17 protein-coding genes, 2 pseudogenes and 1 riboswitch are annotated in these 21,083 nt (G+C 69.0%); of the genes and pseudogenes, 8 read left to right on the top strand and 11 right to left on the bottom strand.

Annotation, left to right across the window (positions count from 1 at the left end):
* Positions 1 to 295: 295 nt before the first annotated feature.
* The gene (locus tag WCJ52_RS00005) at positions 296 to 1,228 is read right to left on the bottom strand and encodes a thioesterase family protein (protein WP_336901232.1); all 933 of its coding nucleotides are present in this window, start codon (positions 1,226 to 1,228) and stop codon (positions 296 to 298) included.
* 110 nt (positions 1,229 to 1,338) lie between these two features.
* On the opposite strand from WCJ52_RS00005, the gene WCJ52_RS00010 reads away from it, so the two are divergent.
* Together WCJ52_RS00010 and WCJ52_RS00015 are read left to right on the top strand one after the other, a co-directional pair.
* Positions 1,339 to 2,097 (top strand): cytochrome b/b6 domain-containing protein, encoded by a 759-nt coding sequence (locus WCJ52_RS00010; protein WP_336901233.1) that lies wholly within the window; start codon positions 1,339 to 1,341, stop codon positions 2,095 to 2,097.
* Positions 2,094 to 2,864 carry a molybdopterin-dependent oxidoreductase gene (locus WCJ52_RS00015; RefSeq protein WP_336901234.1) on the top strand — a complete coding sequence of 257 codons (771 nt, stop codon included), beginning with the start codon at positions 2,094 to 2,096 and terminating at the stop codon, positions 2,862 to 2,864. Before WCJ52_RS00010 ends, WCJ52_RS00015 begins: the two co-directional genes overlap by 4 nt.
* 25 nt (positions 2,865 to 2,889) lie before the next feature.
* Here the strand turns inward: WCJ52_RS00015 and WCJ52_RS00020 are convergent, their stop codons facing one another.
* The gene (locus tag WCJ52_RS00020; RefSeq protein WP_336901235.1) at positions 2,890 to 3,951 is read right to left on the bottom strand and encodes a deoxyhypusine synthase; all 1,062 of its coding nucleotides are present in this window, start codon (positions 3,949 to 3,951) and stop codon (positions 2,890 to 2,892) included.
* Between the two features lie 105 nt (positions 3,952 to 4,056).
* On the bottom strand, positions 4,057 to 5,310 hold the full coding sequence (locus WCJ52_RS00025; RefSeq protein ID WP_336901236.1) for a type III PLP-dependent enzyme: 1,254 nt from the start codon (positions 5,308 to 5,310) through the stop codon (positions 4,057 to 4,059).
* Between the two features lie 238 nt (positions 5,311 to 5,548).
* Between WCJ52_RS00025 and phnC the strand changes: the two genes are divergently transcribed.
* From phnC to WCJ52_RS00045, 4 genes are all read left to right on the top strand, one after another.
* Entirely contained in the window at positions 5,549 to 6,343 is a 795-nt protein-coding gene (gene phnC, locus WCJ52_RS00030) for a phosphonate ABC transporter ATP-binding protein (RefSeq protein WP_336901237.1), read from the top strand.
* Positions 6,340 to 7,398 (top strand): phosphate/phosphite/phosphonate ABC transporter substrate-binding protein, encoded by a 1,059-nt coding sequence (gene phnD / locus WCJ52_RS00035; protein ID WP_336901238.1) that lies wholly within the window; start codon positions 6,340 to 6,342, stop codon positions 7,396 to 7,398. Before phnC ends, phnD begins: the two co-directional genes overlap by 4 nt.
* Before the next feature lie 3 nt (positions 7,399 to 7,401).
* Positions 7,402 to 8,205: a phosphonate ABC transporter, permease protein PhnE gene (gene phnE / locus WCJ52_RS00040; RefSeq protein ID WP_336901239.1), complete on the top strand. Its 804-nt coding sequence runs from the start codon at positions 7,402 to 7,404 to the stop codon at positions 8,203 to 8,205.
* A 388-nt stretch (positions 8,206 to 8,593) separates the two neighbouring features.
* The gene (locus WCJ52_RS00045; RefSeq protein ID WP_336901266.1) at positions 8,594 to 9,619 is read left to right on the top strand and encodes a substrate-binding domain-containing protein; all 1,026 of its coding nucleotides are present in this window, start codon (positions 8,594 to 8,596) and stop codon (positions 9,617 to 9,619) included.
* 97 nt (positions 9,620 to 9,716) lie between these two features.
* Here the strand turns inward: WCJ52_RS00045 and WCJ52_RS00050 are convergent, their stop codons facing one another.
* From WCJ52_RS00050 to WCJ52_RS00060, 3 genes and pseudogenes are all read right to left on the bottom strand, one after another.
* Positions 9,717 to 10,862 carry a glycosyltransferase family 1 protein gene (locus WCJ52_RS00050; protein WP_336901267.1) on the bottom strand — a complete coding sequence of 382 codons (1,146 nt, stop codon included), beginning with the start codon at positions 10,860 to 10,862 and terminating at the stop codon, positions 9,717 to 9,719.
* A 60-nt stretch (positions 10,863 to 10,922) separates the two neighbouring features.
* Positions 10,923 to 11,117, bottom strand: a pseudogene (locus WCJ52_RS00055) (helix-turn-helix domain-containing protein); the annotation flags it as partial.
* Between the two features lie 122 nt (positions 11,118 to 11,239).
* A pseudogene (locus WCJ52_RS00060) lies at positions 11,240 to 11,980 on the bottom strand (UDP-2,3-diacylglucosamine diphosphatase); the annotation flags it as partial.
* Positions 11,981 to 12,223: 243 nt separating this feature from the next.
* On the opposite strand from WCJ52_RS00060, the gene WCJ52_RS00065 reads away from it, so the two are divergent.
* Complete coding sequence (locus WCJ52_RS00065) at positions 12,224 to 12,790, top strand: TetR family transcriptional regulator (protein WP_336901240.1); 567 nt, start codon at positions 12,224 to 12,226, stop codon at positions 12,788 to 12,790.
* A 53-nt stretch (positions 12,791 to 12,843) separates the two neighbouring features.
* On the opposite strand, the gene WCJ52_RS00070 is transcribed toward WCJ52_RS00065, so the two are convergent.
* Entirely contained in the window at positions 12,844 to 14,610 is a 1,767-nt protein-coding gene (locus WCJ52_RS00070) for a DUF885 family protein (RefSeq protein WP_336901241.1), read from the bottom strand.
* Between the two features lie 121 nt (positions 14,611 to 14,731).
* On the opposite strand from WCJ52_RS00070, the gene WCJ52_RS00075 reads away from it, so the two are divergent.
* Positions 14,732 to 16,150 (top strand): amino acid permease, encoded by a 1,419-nt coding sequence (locus WCJ52_RS00075; protein ID WP_336901242.1) that lies wholly within the window; start codon positions 14,732 to 14,734, stop codon positions 16,148 to 16,150.
* 76 nt (positions 16,151 to 16,226) lie between these two features.
* Here the strand turns inward: WCJ52_RS00075 and WCJ52_RS00080 are convergent, their stop codons facing one another.
* From WCJ52_RS00080 to WCJ52_RS00095, 4 genes are read right to left on the bottom strand one after another with little or no spacing between them, the layout of a single operon-like run.
* A complete protein-coding gene (locus tag WCJ52_RS00080; protein WP_336901243.1) occupies positions 16,227 to 17,000 on the bottom strand; it encodes an ABC transporter ATP-binding protein in 774 nt (257 codons plus the stop codon).
* Positions 16,997 to 17,974, bottom strand: a complete 978-nt coding sequence (locus WCJ52_RS00085; protein ID WP_336901244.1) for an iron ABC transporter permease — start codon at positions 17,972 to 17,974, stop codon at positions 16,997 to 16,999. The genes WCJ52_RS00080 and WCJ52_RS00085 overlap by 4 nt, the downstream gene beginning before the upstream one ends.
* A complete protein-coding gene (locus WCJ52_RS00090; protein ID WP_336901245.1) occupies positions 17,971 to 18,831 on the bottom strand; it encodes an ABC transporter substrate-binding protein in 861 nt (286 codons plus the stop codon). Before WCJ52_RS00090 ends, WCJ52_RS00085 begins: the two co-directional genes overlap by 4 nt.
* Before the next feature lie 2 nt (positions 18,832 to 18,833).
* Positions 18,834 to 20,741: a TonB-dependent receptor gene (locus WCJ52_RS00095; RefSeq protein WP_336901246.1), complete on the bottom strand. Its 1,908-nt coding sequence runs from the start codon at positions 20,739 to 20,741 to the stop codon at positions 18,834 to 18,836.
* Positions 20,742 to 20,870: 129 nt separating this feature from the next.
* Positions 20,871 to 21,077: riboswitch (cobalamin riboswitch) on the bottom strand.
* Positions 21,078 to 21,083: the final 6 nt, after the last annotated feature.

A 21,083-nucleotide genomic window follows, 5' to 3' on the forward strand; every position in this document is an offset into this window, starting at 1 on the left:
GCCATGAGGCCGGGCTGACTGCGGATGGCCGGATCCGGCTGGAGGTCATACCGGGGACTACCCACTTCCTGCCGATGGAACGGCCAGACCTGGTGCGCCAGACCCTGACTGACCTGGTCGCGGGGTGAGCTTCCGGCGAGGGGCTGCGGCGAGACCGTAGACCCCCTCCGTCCCGGGGCCTTGGCCCCGGTCCACCTCCCCCTGATGGGGAGGAATTAGAGCCGCCCAATTGCTCCCCATCAGGGGGAGCTCCGGGCGGAGCCGGGTGAGGGGGTCACCGGATGCGCAGGGGTCCTTAGAGCCCGATCCCGGCGATGGCCCGGCTGCGGAACTCCGCCTGGGCCGCCTCCGAGATGTCGACCACCTTGCGCGCGTCGAGGTCGAAGCTGATCACCACCGCCTCGGCGCTGGCCCAGGGCCGGCCGGTGACCGGATCCACCATCCAGTGGAAGACCCGGCGGGTGCGGGACGTGCAGTCGGCAAAGCCCGAGCGGACCTCGACATGATCGCCGGCCGAGGGCCAGCCATGATGGACCACGCGGTATTCCAGGACGGCACCGCCGATGCGCAGGGGCAGGTCCCCGGGGGCGGTGTCCGGTCCAGGTCGGGTCGGGCCGAACAGGCGGGCGACACCGTCGGAGACCCGGCCGATGAACATTTCCGGCCGCATCCGCCCGAAGACATCGAGTTCATCGGCCCGCACGACGCCGAGGCCGATCCGGGTCATGCCGGTTTCCTCGGCGAAGGCGAGGCCCGCGCGGGTCTGGACCAGGGGGGCAAGGTCAATACTGCGAGGGGCGGCAAAGGCAGGAACCTCGCAGGCCAGGCCCGCGCAGGCCTTGCGAATGCGGTCTGGCCAGGGAAAGGGCAGGAGGTCTCCCGCCGTGGCATGGTCCACCTTGATCCGGAAGGTGGCGGCGGGCTCACCATCGGCGTGCCGCAGGACCACCAGAAGGTCGGCATCGGACTCGCCTAAGGCGATGACGCCGCCCGAGGCCCAGAGGCAGGCGCCCGCCCGAGCCTCACGCAGGAACCGCATATGCAGGTCGCGGACGGCCAGGGTGGCACCGCCGCCGCTCGCAAAGGCGTCGGGCATGCCCATCAGGCGCGACAGGCCGGCGAGGGCCTCCATGGCCTTGGCCACCCAGAACCGGACGTTCAGGTGACCCATCTCATCGCATTCCCAGGTGTTGACGCCGCCGCTCCACACCTCCACAGACTCACCCAAGACCGGTTCCCTTCGCCGTGACCACTCGAATCTGCAGAGGTTAGGCCCTGAAGCCCCAGGCGGCCAGTTCCCAAACCCGCCACAACCAGGCCCTGGTCCCTGGCGCTCTCGTGCGACTGGCCCACGTCCTGATCGCTGCCGGGGTCCTGCTATTGCTGCCCAGCGGCCTGCAGATCTTCAACGCCCATCCGACCCTCTATACCGGCGAGACTTCCGCCAGGGAGCAGGCCTGGCTGCAGATCGGTTCCCGGGAGCGGGGCGAGTCCCTCACCGGCTACCTCAGGCTGGGCGGACGCGAGATGGAGACCACGGGAGTGCTGGGATGGTCGGGGCCTGCGGGTGAGCGCGAGAAGCGGGCCTTTCCGGCCTGGACGACCCTGCCCAGCTACCCGTCCCTCGCCACGGGCCGGAACTGGCACCTGGCCGCCGCCTGGCTCCTGGGCCTGGGCCTGGGCGTCTACCTTGTGGTGGGCCTGGCGTCTGGCCGCCTTGCCTCGGTCCTGGCGCCGACGCGGGAAATGCTCCGGCCCAGGGCAGTCCTTGCGGACCTGGTCGGGCACCTGACCCTCAGGTTTCCGCCGGCGGAGCAGGGCTACAACCTCCTGCAGCGCCTGGCCTACCTTGCCGTCGTTGCCGTCGCCCTGCCCCTCATGATCGTCTCGGGCCTCGCCATGTCGCCTGCCGTCCACGCTGCAGCGCCCTGGACCGGAGACCTCTTCGGAGGGCGGCAGTCGGCCCGCTCGGCCCATTTCCTGGGCGCCCTGGCCCTCGCCCTCTTCTTTCTCGTCCACATGGCCATGCTCGTCCTGCACCAGCCCCTCCGCCGCCTGCGCCTGATGACCTTCGGCCCCGGGAAGGACAGGTCGTGACGGCCTCTCGGCGTTCCTGGCTGAGGGGTCTTTCGGCGGCGGCGGCGGCCGTCTTTGTCTCGGCCTGCGACCGGATCGCGGGCGACCCCGGGGTGCGCACGGGCCTGAGGAGCGCCGAGCGCCTGAACCTTGGCCTCCACCGGCGGTTGTTCGACCGCAGGACCCTGGCCCGGGAATATCCCGAGGCCGCCATCTCCGCCGACTTCCGGGCCAACGGCTCGACGAATCCCTCGGACCTGGACTACCGGGCCCTGGCCAAAGGCAGCTTTGCGGCCTACCGGCTCGTGGTGGACGGCCTGGTCGACAGGCCCCTGTCCCTCGACCTCGCCGCCCTCCGGGCGCTTCCGGCTCGCAGCCAGGTAACCCGACATGACTGCGTGGAGGGCTGGTCGGCCATCGCCCGCTGGTCTGGCGCGCGCCTGGGCCCCCTGCTGGCGCAGGCGGGGCTGAAGCCCGAGGCCCGCTATCTGGTCTTCCATTGCTTCGATACCCTGGACCCGGAGGCGGGGGAGCAGGGGCGCTATTACGAGAGCATCGACCTGGTGGACGCCCTGCATCCCCAGACCCTGTTGGCCTATGAGATGAACGGTGCCCCCCTCGGGATCGCCCATGGGGCGCCGGTCCGGCTGAGGGTCGAGCGGCAGCTGGGCTACAAGCACGCTAAGTATGTGCGGCGCATCGAGGTCGTGGCGGACTTCAGCCACATCTCGGGTGGCCGGGGCGGCTACTGGGAGGACCGCGGCTACGAGTGGTACGCGGGGATCTGAAGCGACCCCCGCGCCCGGTTCCGGCTTAGCTCGCCTTGGCGAACAGGTCTGCCCAGCGCCGCTTGCGACGGGTCTTCCAGGACCCGCGATGCCAGGCATCGGAGGCGATCAGGGGAATGACCGTGGTGGCCTCGGCGAAGACCATCTGCTCCCAGGTCACGTCCACCTTGCCCCAGGAGCAGGCCTCCTTGAGCGTCGAGGACGAGCAGGCACCGTCCCGGACGTCGGCCACGGTGATCTGGACCGCGTACTTGTGCATCTCGGCTTCGTGGCCAAGGATTTCTGCGCAGACGACGGTGTCCTGGGCGAAGTTCTTCGGCACGCCGCCGCCCACCATGAGGAGGCCGGTGGTCCCCGCCGCCAGCTTGATGTCCGTCAGTTCGCGGAAGTCGGCGATGGCGTCGATGGTCATGTAGGGCTTGCCCGCCTTCATCCGCTCGACCTGGTGTTTCACCAGGCCAAAGCCAGCCGAGGAATCGGTGAAGGCCGGGCAGAAGATCGGCGCGCCTTCGTGGAAGGCGGTCTCGATGAGGGAGCCGGGCTTGCGGGCGTTACCGGCCGCCAGCCACCGGCCCATCTCGTGGATGAACTCGCGGCTCGAATAGGGCCGGGGCTCCAGCATGTTGGCGATCTCATAGATCACCGCATCGCACTTCTGGAGCTCTTCCTCGTCGATGTAGGTGTCGTAGATGCGGTCGATGTAGAGGTCCCGCAGGTCGCGGTCGTCGACATTCGACTGGGCCTGGTAATGGCGGAAGCCCAGCGCCTCGAAGAAGTCCATGTCGATGATCGAGGCGCCCGTCGCCACGATGGCGTCGATCATCCCGTACTTCACCATGTCCCGGTAGATATGCATGCAGCCGCCGGCGCTGGTGGAACCCGCCAGGGTCAGCCAGGTCGAGCAGTCCGGGTCCTCAAGGGACATGGACCAGATATCCGCCGCGCGGGCGGTATCGCGGCTTGTAAAGCTCATGGCCCGCATGGCGTCGATCACCGGGCGGGCGTCATACTGGTCGATGGCTACGTGTTCGACCTTGGCCGACAGCAGCTCTTCCTTGCGATTGGGTTTCGAGGATTCAGCGTTCATTCTCTTCAGGTCTCCGGAGAGGTGAGCGCCCGTCGCAATGGGAGTGGCGCGGCCGGGACGGAGCGACCGACCGCGCTATTGGGGAATTGGGCAGTCCGACGAGCACTACTTCCGCCGCCGCTTGCGCCCGCGGGCCTTGTTCAGGCTCACCACGTTCTGGGTCTCGCTGCGGGGCACCGGTATGGACCTGCGGGCGAGGCCGAACATGGAGGCGGCGGGCGCGTCCTCGCAGGCCACGGTCTCGATGTCACCGAAGCCGTTGAAACGGGTGGCCATGGTCACGCCATAGGCCCCCAGCATGCCGATCTCGATGAAATCGCCTTCGGCGACGTCCTCGGGCAGCCAGAACGGGCCGGGCATGTAATCGATGGCGTCGCAGGTCGGACCGAAGAACCGGAACGGGCGCAGGGGGCCGTCCAGAACCTCCGCACCGTGCTCTGTCCGCCGCATGGCCTTGACCGGGAAGGGCCAGCGGGCATGGGCAGCGTCGAACAGGCCACCGTAGGCGCCGTCGTTCAGGTAGAGGGCGTCGTCCTTGCGCAGCTCCACGCAGGTGACGATGGACGAGGCCTCCGCCACGAGGGCCCGGCCAGGTTCGCACCAGAGCTCGGTGTTCTCATGGACCATCATTTCGGCGAAGCCGCGCTGGATGGCGTCGAAATAGTCGTCCAGGGCGGGAGGGGTCATGCCCGGATAGATTGACGGGAAGCCGCCGCCCACGTCGACCACGTCGGCCAGCACGCCGGCCCGCACGAGGGCGCGGGAGGCCTGGGCCATGGCCGCACTATAGGCGGTCGGGCGCATGCACTGGCTGCCGACATGGAAGGAGACACCCATCAGGTCCTGGGTCGCCCGGCGGGCGGCCAGCAGGAGGGAGGGGGCCTGGTTGAGATCGACGCCGAACTTGCCCGCCAGGGAATAGGCGGCTCCTTCGGTCTGGACGGCCAGGCGAACGATCAGGTTGAGGTCCTGGGCACCCTCGGTCGTCTCGAGGATCTTCTCGAGCTCCTCATGGGTGTCGAGGGCGAAGGTCCTCACTCCATGGTCGAAGTAGGCCGCGCGGATGGATGCACGGCTCTTGACCGGGTGCATGAAGGCCAGACGGGCGTCAGGCGCATGGGCACGCACGAGGGCGATCTCGGGAACCGAGGCGACATCGAAAGCCGAAACGCCGTTCTCTGCCAGGGCCTTGATGACCCAAGGAGACGGATTGGCCTTCACGGCATAGAAGACGTCGCCTTTGAAATTGTCCTGGAACCAGCGGGCCGCTAGAGACGCCGCAGCCGGTCGCGCAATGGCGACGGGATGCTCGGGCGACCGCTCGCGGACCAGGTCCAGGGACGTATGGTACATTTGCACCTCACGTAACCCCCAATAGATTGTTGAACCCAATCCGGCGTTAGCAGCGCTTTTGAGGACAACGGGTCCGCCGGAGCCGGGGAAATAGGGCCAGACGCCCCCTGTGTAAAGTATATTTTGAGTAACCTTGCCCCCCCTACGGCGGAGCGGGCTGGACCGGGGACGCCGCGCCGTGCGAATAAGCCGGTCGGGTCGTCGCCCTGCGCGGGCCCTGGAGTTATCAGGGGACGTCGCCGGTATGGCTGAGGAAGCGGTTCTGTCGATCCGGAACGTGTCGCGGACCTTCGGCACCCGCCGGGCGCTCGACGGCGTGTCCCTGGACGTCCGCCGCGGCGAGATGATCGCCCTCATCGGCCCCTCGGGATCCGGTAAGTCCACCCTTCTCCGGTCTATTTCCGGCCTCCAGGTGATCGATCCGGGCGCGGGCGTGATCGAGGCCTTCGGTGCGCCGGTCCAGTCGGGGGGGCGCATCTCCTCCGGCGTCCGCGAGGCGCGGATCCGGATCGGCTTCATCTTCCAGCAGTTCAACCTGGTGGGGCGCCTGTCCCTGTTCGGCAATGTCGCCCTGGGTTCGCTGGGTCGGATTTCCTTCCTCCGGGGCCTTCTCGGGCGCTGGCCGACGGAGATCGTCTCTGCAACCATGGCGGCCCTCGCCAGGGTCGGCGTGGCCGAGTACGCCGCCCAGCGCGCCAACACCCTGTCCGGTGGCCAGCAGCAACGCGGCGCCATCGCCCGGGCCCTGGTCCAGCGGGCCAAGATCATCCTCGCGGACGAGCCTGTGGCCTCCCTCGACCCGGTGTCGGCCCGCAAGGTGATGGAGATCCTGCGCGACCTGAACCGCACCGATGGCCTCACCCTGGTGGTCACCCTTCACCAGGTGGACTACGCCATGCGGTATTGCGACCGGGTGGTCGCCCTCAAGGCCGGCCAGATTGTCTATGATGGCCCCGCCTCGGGTCTGGACAAGGACCGTCTGATCGACATCTACGGCCCCGAGTTCGAGGACGTCTTCTGGGAAGGAGCCCCGCAATGATCGAAACCACGCTAAGCCGCCGCGGCCTGATCGCCGCCGCAGGCCTGGGTGCCGCCGCCCTCGCTGGCTGCAGTCGCCAGTCCCCCCCGCCCTCCGACGGATCTTCGGGCGTCCTGAAGTTTTCGATCGTTGCCCCGGAAAGCGCTTCCAGCCTGGAGTCGTTCTGGCGCCCGATCATCGTCGATATGGAGAAGGCGACCGGGCTGAGGATCGAGCCCTACATCGGGGCCAACTACACCGCCCTGGTCGAGGCCATGCGCTTCAAGCAGACCCATTTCGGCTGGTTCACCAACCTGTCGGGCCTCGAGGCCATCCGCCGGGCCAATGGGGAGGTCTTCGCCCGCACCTTCGATCCCAACGGGGACGATGGCTACAACTCGGTGATCCTGGTCCCCGCCTCCAGCAAGACCACCCTTGAGGATATCCTGCGCTGTGACCGCACGCTCAACTTCGGGATCGGCGACGCCAAGTCCACCTCGGGGACCCTGGCACCCAAGACCTTCCTGTTCTCGCCCAAGGGCATCGACGTTCAGACCTGTTTCAAGACCCTGAAGTCGGCCAACCACAACACCAACCTGGTGGGCGTTGCGAACGGCGTCCTGGATGCGGCGACGGGCAACACCACCAGCCTGCGCCTCCAGCGCGAGCGCGACGTGGAGCGCGCGGCCAAGGGCGAGCCAACCCTGGGCGACAAGGTGCGCGTGGTCTGGACCTCACCCCGCCTGCCCGAAGACCCGATCGTCTGGCGCAAGGATCTGGACCCCGCAATCAAGGAAAAGCTCCGCCAGTTCTTCCTGACCTACGCCCAGGGGGAGGGGCCCGAGGCCGAGCGCCAGCGGGGCCTGCTGGCTAAGCTCTCGATCGGCGGCTTCAAGCCCGCCGACGACAACCACCTCCTGCGGGTGCGCGAGATGGAGGCCACCGAGAACGTCCTCGAGTCCCAGCGCGGCGGGGATCCAAAGCGAATCGCCGACGCCCGTAAGGCGCTGGACGGGGTCAAGGCCGAGGAGGCCGCCCTACAGGCCCGCACTGGCCAGTCCGTCGACGCAAACTGATCCATGATCCAGACCGCACCCACCGTCCTTGAGCCGCCGTCCCGGCCCTTCGGGCAGAGGGTGTTCGACTTCGCCCTGTGGGGCGGGATCATCGTCCTGCTGATCGCCTCCTTCGGCCCGGCCGAGATCTCCAAGTTCCCGCTGTTGTTCTCCAACTCAGACAACATGCGGCAGTTCGCCTCGGGCTTCCTGCATCCGGACTTCTCGAACTGGCGCGACCTGATCGAGAAGATGTGGCTCACCATCCAGATGGCCCTTTGGGGCACGACCCTGGCCATCCTGCTCGCCGTGCCCATGGGGCTCCTCGGCGCGCGCAATGTAACCCCGCCCTTCATCCAGCTCCCGGTCCGCCGCTTGATGGACCTGATCCGGTCGGTGCCGGACCTCGTCATCGGCACGGCCTTCCTGGTGGCGGTGGGCCTTGGTCCCTTTGCCGGCGTCATGGCCCTGGCCCTCAACACCGGCGGTGTCCTCGCCAAGCTCTTCGCCGAGGCCGTCGAGTCCATCGATCGGGGTCCCGTCGAGGGCGTCCGGGCGACCGGCGCCGGGCGACTTCAGGAAATCGTATGGGGGGTGATCCCCCAGGTCGCGCCCCTGTGGACCTCCTACGCCCTCTACCGGTTCGAATCGAACAGTCGCAGCGCCACCGTGCTCGGTCTGATCGGCGCCGGTGGTATCGGCCAGATCCTGTTCGACAGCATGAACAGCTTCAACTATCCCCTCACCGCAGCCATCTCGATCGTCATCGTCACCGCCGTGACCCTGATCGACCTGCTCAGCCAGACCATTCGTGCGCGGCTGCTCTGACCCCGCATCGAAGGCGCCAACATCTGCGGCCTGACGGCGACCCTCGCCTTTCAGGGGGACGGTTTTAACAATCTCGGCCTCGACTTTGACGGTCCCGCGTCACCCGGAGCTCCGTAACGGCGGGCTGTGACAGCCAGGGTCGCGGGGGGTGTTCCCCTCGCCGGGAACACGCATCTTCATCTTGGCATCTGGGTCCGGAGCTTACAGATCCGAGCCCGGGATGACTTTTGAGTTCCACCCAAACGAAAGTGTCATGTTAAGCCGCTATTAACTCATGCAAACTGCGCATCTCCAGGCGCGGCCGCAGATCGGGAAGTTCTGAGACCAGGAGAGCACACTGATGACGTCCACTTCCTACCGGCCCCAGATCCGCCTGACCTTCGCCAAGATGGCACTGGCCGGATGCGTCACGCTTCTCGCAGGTGTCCAACCGGCCCACGCCGCTCGGGATTATGTCTGGGCCGCCGGCTCCTCCACCGTCTTTCCCTTCGCCACCCGGGTGTCTGAGCAGTTCGCTCGCAAGACCGGCATGAAGGCGCCCAAGGTCGAAAGCCTCGGCACCGGCGGCGGCATCAAGCTGTTCTGCTCGGGGGTTGGCGACGGCTTCCCCGACATTGCCACCGCCTCTCGCCGCATGAAGCGCTCGGAGTTTGACGCCTGCGCTGCCAAGGGGGTCAAGGACATCATAGAGCTGAAGATCGGCTTCGACGGTATCGTCGTTGCCGTGGACAAGGCGGGTCCCGACTACGCCTTCTCGACCTCGGCCCTCTACCTGGGCCTGGCGGCCAAGGTGCTGCGCTTCGGCCAGTACGAGACCAACCCCTACAAGACCTGGCCCGAGGTGGGCGCCGGCCTGCCGCGGGGGCGCATCCAGGTCTATGGGCCGCCGCCGTCCTCCGGCACCCGGGACGCCTTCGTCGAACTGGCCATCGAGGCCGGGGCCCTCATGTACCCCGCCAACCAGGCCCTCAAGAAGGCGGACGAGAAGCAGTTCAAGGAGAGGGTCGATCCCCTCCGCAAGGATGGCTGGATCGACGCCGGCGAGAACGATAACGCCATCGTCCAGACCCTCTCCAAGACCCCCGGGGCCCTCGGTGTGTTCGGTTGGTCCTTCCTCGAGGAAAACATGGACCAGGTGAAGGGCGCGGCGGTCAACGGCGTGAAGCCCTCCGTCGCCTCCATCTCGGACGGGTCCTACCCCCTGTCCCGGTCCCTTTACATCTACGTGAAGAAGGCCCACGTCGGCGTGACCAAAGGCCTGCGTGAGTACCTGGCCGAATTCGTCTCCGACGCCGCCACCGGCCGCGCCGGCTACCTCAAGGACCGCGGCCTGATCCCGCTACCCGCCGCCCAGCACGACGCCAATAAGGCGACGTCGGGCGCACTAACCCCCATGGCCCGGCCCGCAGCCTGACCCGCCGCTCCCAGCCATAGGCGCCTGCGCCGCAGATCTCAGGATCTGCGGCGCCTTTCGTTCAGGGGCAGGGCCGGAGCCGGGGCCGGGGCAGTGCCTAGACGTCCTCCCGACTTTTCCTGAGGCGGGTCATCCTCCGCAGGCGTCGCCAGAAGCGGTTCTTCTCAGGTTCCGGCCAGGGCTGGAGGTTGCGGACGAAATCCTCCGCGCAGGCCCGCCAGGAGAATCCCTCCGCGAAGCGGCGCACGGCGGTCCGGTCCAGCTTGACCGCCTCCAGGCAGGCTTCCCGCAGGCCCTCCGTGGCCGTCAGAGCCAGGACACCGGCACCAGATCCAGGGATGATGTCGATCGGCCCCGGGGCCGGATAGGCCGCCACGGGTGTTCCCGTTGCCATGGCCTCCAGGATCACCAGGCCGAAGGTGTCCGTCAGGGAGGGAAAGACGAAGACGTCGGCACCTGCAAAATGGGCGGCTAGGTCGTCATCGAACCGGGCGCCCCGGAAGATGGCTCCGGGGTATCGGGCCCCCAGCTCCTCGCGCTGCGGACCGTCCCCCACCACGACCTTCGTACCCGGCAGGTCAAGGGCCAGGAAGGCCTCGATATTCTTCTCAACCGCCACCCGTCCCACGGACAGGAAGATGGGGCGGGGCAGGCCTGCATAGACGTCCGGGTCTCCCTCCCCCAGGGGGTGGAACTGCTCGGTGTCGACGCCCCGGGACCAGGGGGTGATATTGCGAAAGCCATGCTGGACCAGCTCGTCGCGCATGGTCGGCGTGGCCACCATCAGCCGGCCGGATGGCTTGTGGAACCATCTCATATAGGCGTAGCCCGCCGATAGCGGCAGGGGCAGGCGGGCCGAGACGTATTCGGGAAACCGCGTGTGATAGCTGGTGGTGAAGGGCAGCTTCCATTCCACGCAGATCCGCCGGGCAGCCAGACCGATGGGTCCCTCGGTGGCGATGTGGATGGCCTGGGGCTCGAAGGCCTTGAAGTGCTCTCGCACGGGCTCATAGGCACCGACGGCGACCTTGATCTCGGGATAGGTCGGAAGCGGGAAGCTCCGGAACTGGTCCGGCGAGATGACCTCTACCGTGTGTCCCATCCCCCTCATCTCGTCGATCACCCGGGTCAGGGTCCGGACCACACCGTTCACCTGCGGCTCCCAGGCGTCTGTCGCGATCAGGATGCGGAGTTGCCGGCGTCCGTCGATCTCGGTCCGCACGCCCTCCCGGACCCGGCGCATGGAGGGCCGGCTTGGCGGCAGGCCCTCGGTCTGGAGCCGGGCCCAGAACGCGCCCATTAGGGCGTCGCGGGTGGGGAAATAGCGATAAACGGTCCGTTCGCCGACGCCGGCCAGGCGGGCGATCTCGGAGAAGGCGGCCTCTTCAAGCCGACCCTCTTCGAGCAGCCGGCTCACGACGTCGAGGATCCGCGCCTCGGTCTGGGCCTTCTGCTGGCCCCTGGAGAGACTCTCCGGCATATCGCCCATGGCCTTCATGACAGCTGTACTGCCACCAAATCAGGCGGCAGGTCAATGGGTTGGCTTCAGGCTGCCAGGCTGGGCTCGGGCGCTCCAGCAACCTCGCCCTGGGGGACGGCACGCAGAAGGCGCCTCTGCTCCCGGCTCCAGTCCAGCAGGATCAGTTCGCCGTCTTCCCGTTCGGCAATCGCCGTGCAGCTTTCGACCCAGTCGCCGTCGTTGACGTACAAGATGTCGTCGAACTGGCGGATCTCTGCCTTGTGAATGTGTCCGCAAATCACCCCGTCGACGCCCCTGCGACGCGCCTCCTCGGCGACAGCTTCCTCGTAATTTTCGATGAACTGGACGGCGTTCTTCACCTTCATCTTCAGGTAGGCGGACAGGGACCAGTAGCCAAAGCCGAACCGCCGGCGCAACCGGTTAAAGACTGTGTTCACGGTCAAGAGCGTCCGGTAGGCCCAGTCGCCGACAAAGGCCAGCCAGCGGGCGTGCTGCAGGACGCCGTCGAATTCATCGCCATGGGTCACAAGGAAACGCCGGCCATCTGCAGTCACGTGGATCGCGTCCCGCATGACCAGGACGTCCCCGAAGCGATGACCAACGAAGTCCCGCGCCGCCTCATCATGATTGCCGGGCACGTAGATAACCTTCACGCCCTTGCGGGCCAGCCGAAGGATCTTCTGCACCACGTCGTTGTGGGCCTGGGGCCAATACCAGCCGTTCCGGAGCTTCCAGCCGTCGATGATGTCGCCTACGAGGTAGAGGGTGTCGAATTCCGCGGTCTTGATGAAGTCGAGCAGGAGTTCGGCCTGGCACCCCTTGGTGCCGAGGTGGACGTCCGAAATGAAGACCGTCCGGTATCGGTGTTCGTTGTGCATCATCACCGCAGCCCCCCGCCGATGACCCCATGTCGGCAAAGTGAGCTAGTTTGATTGCATGTCAGATCAATGACGTGCGCAAGTGCCGGGCCGCGGTGCCCAAAGCTTTGACACAATGGGTGCGTCCGGACATCCGCGTCATGCTGGTCATTGCCACAGCGACGCCGAGCATGGACAAGGCCCGTCATGTCCGGAACTGAACAGGGTCGCCGCGGGACGCGGTCGGAGCGCACACGGCGCGCCTTGATGGAGGTCGCGGTTAACCTGATCGCGACCGGCGGGGTCTCGGTGGCGACGCCCGCCGCTGTGGCGTCCGGTGCCGGGGTCGCCCGCACCGCCCTTCTCTACCACTTTCCGGACCGTCCCGCCTTCCTGAGGGCCCTTGCCGCTCACCTTGCACGGGAGATGGCCGCGCTCTTCGACGCCTCAGGACGGCCCCCGCCGGGCGTCGACGCCTCAGACCATGCCATCGACACCTACTGGGCGCTTCTCCAGGAGCCGGTGTTCCGGGTCTTCGTGGAACTCCGTGCCGCCGCCCGGGGTGATGCAGAGGTCGCCTCCGCCCTGACCGGGCTGATGGCCGACTTCGACGCCGGCCGCCTCGGCGGGCGGTTCGGTGCGGTGTCCCAGGCCGGGGAGGATCCGCGGTCTCAGGCCAGCCGGGACCTGGGGCGGTTCCTCCTCGAGGGCCTCGCCCTTGGCGGCCTGACCTACGACTCCGACGACCGCCGCCGGCGGCTGATCGAGGTGGTCAAGCGCGCCGTCCGCGGCCTCAACCGGAAGGGCGCGGCCCAGGACCTCTGGCCGGGCTAGATCTTGTTCCGATAAGTGGGAACCGGTTATCGGAACAGGATCTCACTTTTTACCTAGGGCTTGCGCGCGGCCTCCGCCTCGGTCCAGGCCTGGATCCGGGTCTCCAGCATGTCCAGGGGCAGGGGACCCGCCAGCAGGACCGCATCGTGGAACCGCCGGATGTCGAACCGCTCGCCCAGTCGCCGGTGAGCCGCCTCGCGCAGGGCGACGATGCGCATCTCGCCGGTCTTGTAGGCCAGGGCCTGGCCGGGCCAGGACACGTAGCGGGCCAGTTCGACCTCGATGTTCAAGGGCGAAAGCGCGCTGTTCTCGATAAAGCAGGCCCGCGCCTGGTCCAGGGTCCAGCCCTTCCAGTGAATGCCCGTATCCGCCACCAGCCGGCAGGCGCGCCACATCTCATAGGACAGGCGGCCGAACCGCTCCCAGGGGTCGCGGTAGATCCCCATCTCGCCGCCCAGCTTCTCGGCGTAGAGGCCCCAGCCTTCGGTAAAGGCCGTCACGTCCGCCGAGCGGCGGAAGCGGGGAACCCCCGTCGCCTCCTCGGCCAGGGCGATCTGCAGGTGATGGCCCGGCACCGCCTCATGCAGGGTCAGGGCCGGCAGTTCGTAGAGCGGACGCTGGTCCAGGCGGGAGGTATTGACCATGTAGCCGCCCGCGACGCCCCGGGCTGCAGAGCCGCCGAAATAGCGCCCCGTGGTGTAGGTCTCCTCGATCTCGGCCGGCACCGGACGGACGCCATAGGTGAGCCGGGGCAGGGTGGCGAACCAGGCGGGCAGTTCATCGTCGATCCGCTTGGCAATCCGCGATGCCTTTTCCAACAGGGCCTCACGGCTGTCCGCATAGAACCGGGGATCGGACCGCAGCATGGCCAGGAAGGCCGGGAAGTCTCCTTTGAAGCCGGTCTCGCCGATCACCCCCTCCATCTCGCGCCGGATGCGTGCCACCTCCGCAAGGCCGATGGCGTGGATCTCGTCGGGTGTCATCCGGGTCGTCGTGTGGTCGGCCACGAGCCAGCGGTAATAGGCCTCTCCGCCCGGCAGAGAGCGGGCGCCCAGGGACTTGCGGGCGGCGGGCAGGTACTCGGTCTCGAGGAACTGGACGAAGCGCCGACGGGCCGGCTGCAGGCCATCGCGTACGGCGGCCTCCGCCTCGACCCTTAGGGCGGCGCGGGTGTCCGCCGCCATATCGGCGGGCAGACGCGACAGGGGCGAGAGCAGGGGATCCGTAGCCGGCGGCGTCGCGGCGGCTGCCCGGGCCCGGGCCAGGACCTGTTCCACGGTCGAACGCGGCTGGGTGAAGCCCGAGGCTACCCCCCTCCGGGCGTTGGCGATGTGGGCGTCGAAATAGGCGGGAGCCGCCTTCAGCCGGGCGATCCAGGCGCGGGCATCCGCCGCCGTCCGCATGGGCGTTCCCCCGGCGATGTAGGCCAGGGTCTGGTCGAAGCCGCCGTCGGAATTGAAGGGCATGCGGGCCTCATCAAAGTCGAGGCTGGCAATCCGGCGGTCCAGGGTCCAGCCCAGGAAGTCGCGGTTCAGGCGATCTGTGGCGTCGCCACCCCCGGCTGGCAGGGCCTGAAGCCGGGCACGGAAGGCGACAAGGGCGGTCCGGCGGCGGGCGTCTGCGGCGGGGCTTGGATCCGGAAGGCGCTCCAGGGCCGCCCGATCGCCCTCCCGGCTCGCATCGAAGGGATCGTCCGAAAGGCTCCAGGCCTCGTAGTCGGAGATCAGACGGGTCAGGGCCGGAGCGTCCGCCCGGGCGGCACCCGCAAGGGCCAGGACGACCGCCGCGGCCACGCCCGCAAGCTTTCCGAGTCCCGGCATGTGCAGCCCCCCTTACTTTCTTGAATGAGCTGGACTTCCTACCCCTCTTGCCCGCCTGCGCCAATGCAGGCCAAGGTCTGGTCGACAGTGGGTCCCTTTTGGGGGCTGGGGGACGACGACCATGAGCTTCATCACCCGGCGAAGGGCCGTGGATCAGCGGCCCGCCACCCAGGGCGAGCATGAGCTTCGCGCCACCCTGCGATGGCCCCACCTCATGGCCCTGGGGGTCGGCGCCATCGTCGGCACCGGCATCTACACCCTGACGGGGGTGGGGGCCGGCCTTGCGGGACCGGGGGTCATCCTGTCCTTCGCCATTGCTGGCGGGGTCTGCACCCTAGCTGCCCTCTGCTATGCCGAGATGGCTACCCTCATGCCCCATGCGGGCAGCGCCTATTCCTATTCCTACGCCGGCATGGGCGAGATGGTCGCCTGGATCATCGGCTGGAGCCTGATCCTCGAGTACACGGTGGTGTGCTCAGCCGTGGCTGTGGGCTGGTCCGGCTATGCCCAGGGCTTTCTGGCCGCCCGGGGGATGGACCTGCCTCCGGGCCTCGCCGCCGGACTTCTGGCCGGCCAGGCCGGAGGACTCGTCAACCTGCCTGCGGTGCTGATCACCCTGGCCGTAGCCGGCATGCTGCTGGTGGGCCTGAGGGAGAGCGCCAACCTCAATCTCGGCCTGGTGGTCCTGAAGATCGCCGCCCTGGCGGCCTTCGTCGCCCTGACCCTGCCGGCCTTTGACCCCGAACGGTTCACCCCCTTCCTGCCCTTCGGGTTTTCCGGACAGGTCGGGCCCGACGGGGCACCCCGGGGGGTCATGGCCGCCGCCGCCCTGATCTTCTTCGCCTTCTATGGATTTGACGCCATCTCGACCGCCGCCGAGGAGGCCGAGAACCCGGGCCGGGACCTGACCCGGGGCATCATCGGGTCCATGGCGGCCTGTGCAGTGATCTACATGGCGGTGGCCGCCGTCGCCGTGGGCGGCTCGCCCTGGCAGGTGTTCTCCGAGAGCGGCGAGCCCCTGGCCTTCATCCTCCGCTCCGGTGGGCATGACCTGGCCGCCGTCCTGATCGCCGCCGTCGCTGTCGTCGCCCTGCCCACCGTCATCCTGGCCTTCATGTTCGGCCAGAGCCGGGTCTTCTTCGCCATGGCCCGGGACGGTCTCCTGCCTCGCGCCCTGGCCCGGATCAGTCCGCGTGGCGCCCCTGTCCGCGTCACGGTCTTCACGGGGCTGCTGGCCGCCGTCATCGCCGGCGCCGCGCCCCTGAAGCTGATCGCCGAGCTTGCCAACGCCGGCACCCTGGCGGCCTTCGTGGCCACAGCGGTCTCGATGATGATCCTGCGGGTCCAGAGACCGGACCTTCCCCGGCCCTTCCGCACACCCCTCTGGTGGATCGTCGGCCCCCTGGCGATCGCCGGATGCCTCTACCTCTTCTGGAGCCTGCCGGCCTTGACCCGCTGGCTCTTCCTGGGCTGGAACCTGGTGGGCCTTACCGTCTATCTACTCTGGAGCCGCCGGCACAGCGTGCTGGCGGGCCGTTAGATCGCCCCGGCGGGTCCCGGGACCTGCAGGCGCATATGGGTCTTTCGCAGCCGGTTCTCGGCGACGTCGATTGGCCCTAGGCCCGCCCAAGGACGTCCACGGACAGGCCTTCCGGCCCCCGCCGCAGTGCCGTGCGCACGCCGAAGGCCCGGGCCAGGACGTCCGGGGCGAGGGCGGTCTCCGGCGCTCCGTCGGCGACGAGGGTGCCGTCGCCCAGCACCAGGACCCGGTCGGCGAGGCGGGCGGCCAGGGTCAGGTCGTGCAGGGTCAGGACCACGCCCTTTCCGGACTCCCGGGCCAAGCCCGACAGGGTCGTCGCCGCGTCGATCTGGTAGCCGGGGTCCAGCCCGGCGAGGGGTTCGTCCGCCAACAGCCATTCGGGCTCCCCGGCCAGGGCCCTGGCGATCATCACCCGCGCCCGCTCGCCGCCGGAGAGGGTGGAAGCGTCCCGCCCTGCAAGGTCCGCGGCGCCCGCCCCGGCCAGGGCCGCATCGATGATCCGGGCATCCTCCGACGACAAGCCCCGGGCGCCGACGTGGGGGATCCTTCCCAGTCCGACCAGGATCCGGACCTCGAGGGGCCAGGCGATCTCATGGGTCTGGGGCAGGAGTCCGATCCGCCGGGCCCGCGCGGCGGGCGCTAGGGCGGCCAGGTCGCCGCCGTCCAGCAGGACCTGTCCGGAGGCGGGCCGGAGCAGGCCACAAAGAGCCTCTAGCAAGGTGGACTTTCCTGCACCATTGGGGCCCAGGAGGACGGTGACCTCCCCGGTGCGGAGGGTCACGTCGATGTCGCGGACCACTGGGCGGCTGCCCCGGGTGAGGGTCAGGCCCCGGGCTTCGAGCCGGCTCATCCCAGTCTCCGTCGCAGCATCAGCAGCAGCCCGAGGAAGAAGGGGCCGCCCAGGCAGGCCATGGCCACACCCAGCCTCACCTCAGCCTCCGAGGGGATGAGGCGGACCGCCAGGTCGCCGGCAAGGACCAGGACGGCGCCTCCCAGGGCCGAGGGCCAAAGGAGCCCGCCGGGCCGGGCGCCGATCAGTGGCCGGAGCAGGTGGGGCGTCACAAGGCCTGCAAAACCGATCACCCCAGCTACGGCGACCCCGGCACCCACCGCCAGGGCCGTTCCCGCCGCCAGGACGACCCGCGTCCGGTCGAGGTCGACCCCCAGGCTCCGGGCCCCGGTCTCGCCCAGGGTCAGGGCGTCCAGGGCCCTGCCCGTGCTGGAGAGGAGAAGTAGGCCGGCAAGGATGAAGGGCGCTGCGAACAGGGTCTCCGGCAGGCCGCGGTCGACGAGGGAGCCCATCAGCCAGTCGATGATCCCGTTCACCGCCCAGGGCGTGGGAGCCAGGGACAGGGCGAGGGCCACGCCGGCACCGGCGATCGTGTTCAGGACCACCCCGGCCAGCAGGAAGACGGTCATGGAGCTTCCCCCGGCGGCCAGGGCCAGGAGGAGGCCCGTCCCGGCCAGGGCGCCCGCCATGGCCGCCGCGGGCTGGACCCATCCTGCGGCGGCGGGAATCCAGAGGGTGAGGACGGCCCCGAGTGCAGCGGCGGAGGAGACACCGAGGACCCCCGGGTCGGCCAGGGGGTTTCGGGTAAAGCCCTGCAGGGCGGCACCTGAGAGGCCCAGGCCGGCGCCGATCAGCACGGCCAACAGTGTCCTGGGCAGGCGGAGTTGGACCAGCACGGCCCAACGGGGGTCCGAGGGATCGGTGGCCATCTCGGCTAGGGGCAGGGGAATCCGGCCGGTCATCAGGCTGGCAGCGACGAGGGCCGTCAGCAGCAGGGCCAGCAGGGACAAGACCACCAGGCGTCGACGGCTCATGGACGCACCCCCAGGGCGGAGTCGCGAATCCGCGCCAGTTCCGCCGCAGCCTCAATCAGGACCGGTCCGCCGCAGAACAGCAGGCGTTCGGGAAGATCGCGCTTCAGGACCCGGGCGTCCAGCGCCACGAGGGCCGGGTGTCTTACGGTCTGGTCGGCGCGTCCCGAGCGGCCCCCGTCATCTGCCAGGACCAGGACTTCTGGTGGCGCGGCGAGCAGGGCCTCGAGGCGCACGAGCCCCCAGCCGCGCACGCCCAGGCGTCCCGCTGCATTGTTGAGGCCCAGCCGGGACAGGAGGTCGTCGGTCAGGGTGCCGGCTCCCGGGCTGATGCCTCCGGACATGCGGATCAGGACCTCGGGCCGCCGGCTCCCCGGCCGCGGCGCTGCCGTTTCGAGGGCGGCTCGGATGCGCGCCGCCAGGGCCTCGCCGCGCTCGGGCCGGTGCGCCAGGGACGCGATGCGGCGCACCTGGTCCAGGCTGGCGGCGAGGCTGGCCGGGGTCTCGAAGACCGCGACGGGCACCCCGAGTCGCTCGAGAGCCCGCCGGGTCGCGGCTGAGGTGTGCGCACTGGCCAGGACCAGGTCGGGCCGCTTCAGGATGACCGCTTCAGCGGTGTCGCCCACCGAGGGCAGGGTGGCGGCAAGGTCGGCCAGGGTCGAGGTCGCTGGATCCCGGGACAGGCGGCTGAGGCCGGCGATCTGGCGACGATCGGCGATGTGGACCAGCTGGGCGTCCAGGCAGGGGTTGAGCGAGACGATCCGGTGGGGACCCACCGGCGCCGCGCCCAGCCCCACCGCCGCCGCAAGCCCTCCGGCCGCGACCCTCCGGCTCACCGTCCTGTGGAAACCCGCCGCCATGGTCAGAATCGGCCTCTCAGGCCGAGGGTCGCCACCCGGCCGGGTGCGCCATAGCCGCGTACGGTCTCGGGTGCCTCGTCTGTCACATCTTCAATCCGTCCGTATACAGATAACATAGGTCCCAAGGGCATCTCGGCCCGCAGGCCGGCGGTCAGGTAGGACTTCAGGGGCGGACCGCCCCAGAGGTCGCTGAGACTTTCGCCCACGTAGTTCAGGCTCATCCCCAGGCGGAGGTCCCTGGCGAGGGTCCGGCTGACGTCGAGCGCGGCCATGTCCCTGGGCCGGCGCGCCAGGTCCTGGTCGGGCGCGCCGGCCTGGCCCTCAAGCCGGGCTTGCGTCCAGGTATAGCTGGCGTCGATGTCGAATCCGGCGAGCCGTCCGGAGGCCGCCGCCTCCAGGCCGAAGGCCATCGTCCGGTCGAGGTTGGCGTAGTAGCCGTAGCGCCCACCTGCACAGTTTGGGTCGCCTCCGCCCGAGCAGACGGCGAAGTTGACCTGGTCCTCGGTGCGTCGCCCGAACAGGGTCAGGGAGAGGCGGACATCGCCGGCCTTCTGCTCGACGCCCAGGTCCCCGGCGACGGCGGTCTCGGGCTGCAGGGCGGCGTTCCCGTACTCGCTATAGAGCTGATAGAGGCTGGGCGCCCGGAAGCCCTGTCCCAGGCTCGCCCGCAGGAGGGTGTCGCCACCGCCGGGGTGCCAGGCCAGGGCCACCTGCCCGGAGCCGTGGTCCCCGAAGGCGTCATGCCGGTCGAGGCGGGCCGCCAGCGTCAGGGTCAGGTCCGCCGCCGGGGTGCCCAGGGCCTGGATCCAGGCTGAGTCCACGCCGGTCGAGCGGGTCAGGGCCTCAGGTTCCGGATCGAAGGACGAGGGCGAGGCGATCCGCATCCGGCTGCGTTCGCTCTCTGCGCCGAAGGTCAGCCGCCAGGCGGGGGTGAGGCTCGCTTCGCCCTGGTACTCCAGGCGGCGTACCTGCCCCTCGGCGCGGAAGGTCTGGTCGGTCACCGCCTGGTCGGGGTCGTAGGTCCGGCGCTGGGTGTCGGTGAGGGCAAGGCCCAGCCGGTTCTTCACCCGGCCGCCTGCGACCGGGAAGGTCAGGCCGGCATAGCCGAGGGCTTCCCGGGTGCGGCCTCGCTCGCGGGTATCGGCGAAGACATAGGCGGGGGCGGGATAGCCGTCGAAGGCGTTGCGGGCGTCCGACCAGACGGCCCGGAGGTCCAGGCGGACCTCGGGGGCCAGGTCTGCGGTAAGCCGCCCCGAGGCACCGGTCCGCCGGTAGCCGTCGCGCTCGGTCCCGCTGCGCGCCGCCGAAACCCCGTCGGTGGCATAGGAGTCCGCGGCCAGCCGCCAGGCCAGGGCCTCGCCCGCGCCGCCGACGCCGCCGCGCAGATAGGTGGTTCCCAGGCCGCCGGCTTCGGCCGCGGCATCGCCGGTAAGCGCGCCCTTCGGCGGAAGGCGGGTCTCCAGGCTGACCACGCCCCCGATGGCCTGGCCACCCCAGACGGCCGACTGGACCCCCCGCAGGATCTCAATCCGGGAAATATCGCCCACCAAAAGGTTGGCGGCGTCGTAGGCCCCGCCGACGACGGAGGGGTCGTTCAGGCGCACACCGTCAATGACGAACAGGGTCTGCTCGGCCTCGGCGCCCCGGATCCGCACGGCCGTCACCCCGCCCGGTCCGCCATTTCGGCTGACGCCGACCCCCGGGGTCGAGGCGAGGAGGTCCGAGATCACCAGGGCCTGGCGGTCGCGGATCACTGCCTCGGGGATCACCGTCACGCTGCGCCCGCTTTCGGAGGCCGCCACGGGGATCCGGTTGGCCACCACAACTACGGCCTCCACCGGGACGTCCACCGGAGCCTTAGGGGAAATAGCGGCCAGGGCCGCGGCCCCGGCCAGACTCACAAGACTCATCGCGCCCTCCTCCGGACGATATGCGGCCGCGAACTGCAGCCGAACAGGCTTCCCCGGCCCGCAAATGCGGTCCGGTTGTGTCTGTCGCCGGTCGGGAGAGACCCGTCCTTCAGGCACACCCCGGCCTGTCGGATGACGACGGCGTCAGGCAGGTCTCCTGGCTCGCGGGTCAATGTCCCTTGCGCGTCGCCTTCCCAGCTGGGTTCCCGAAGGTTCCTGGCCAGTGGCTTTGTGACACGCGGACTCGCCGCTTACAGTTGCGGGGGCAGCCCGGGCCTTACACCCGAGTTCCCTTTTCATCTCCCTCTCGGGAGAACCTGACGCAGAAGGCGCTCTAGACCT

Origin of the sequence: Phenylobacterium sp., from assembly GCF_037138395.1 — a bacterium.
Lineage (GTDB): Bacteria > Pseudomonadota > Alphaproteobacteria > Caulobacterales > Caulobacteraceae > Phenylobacterium.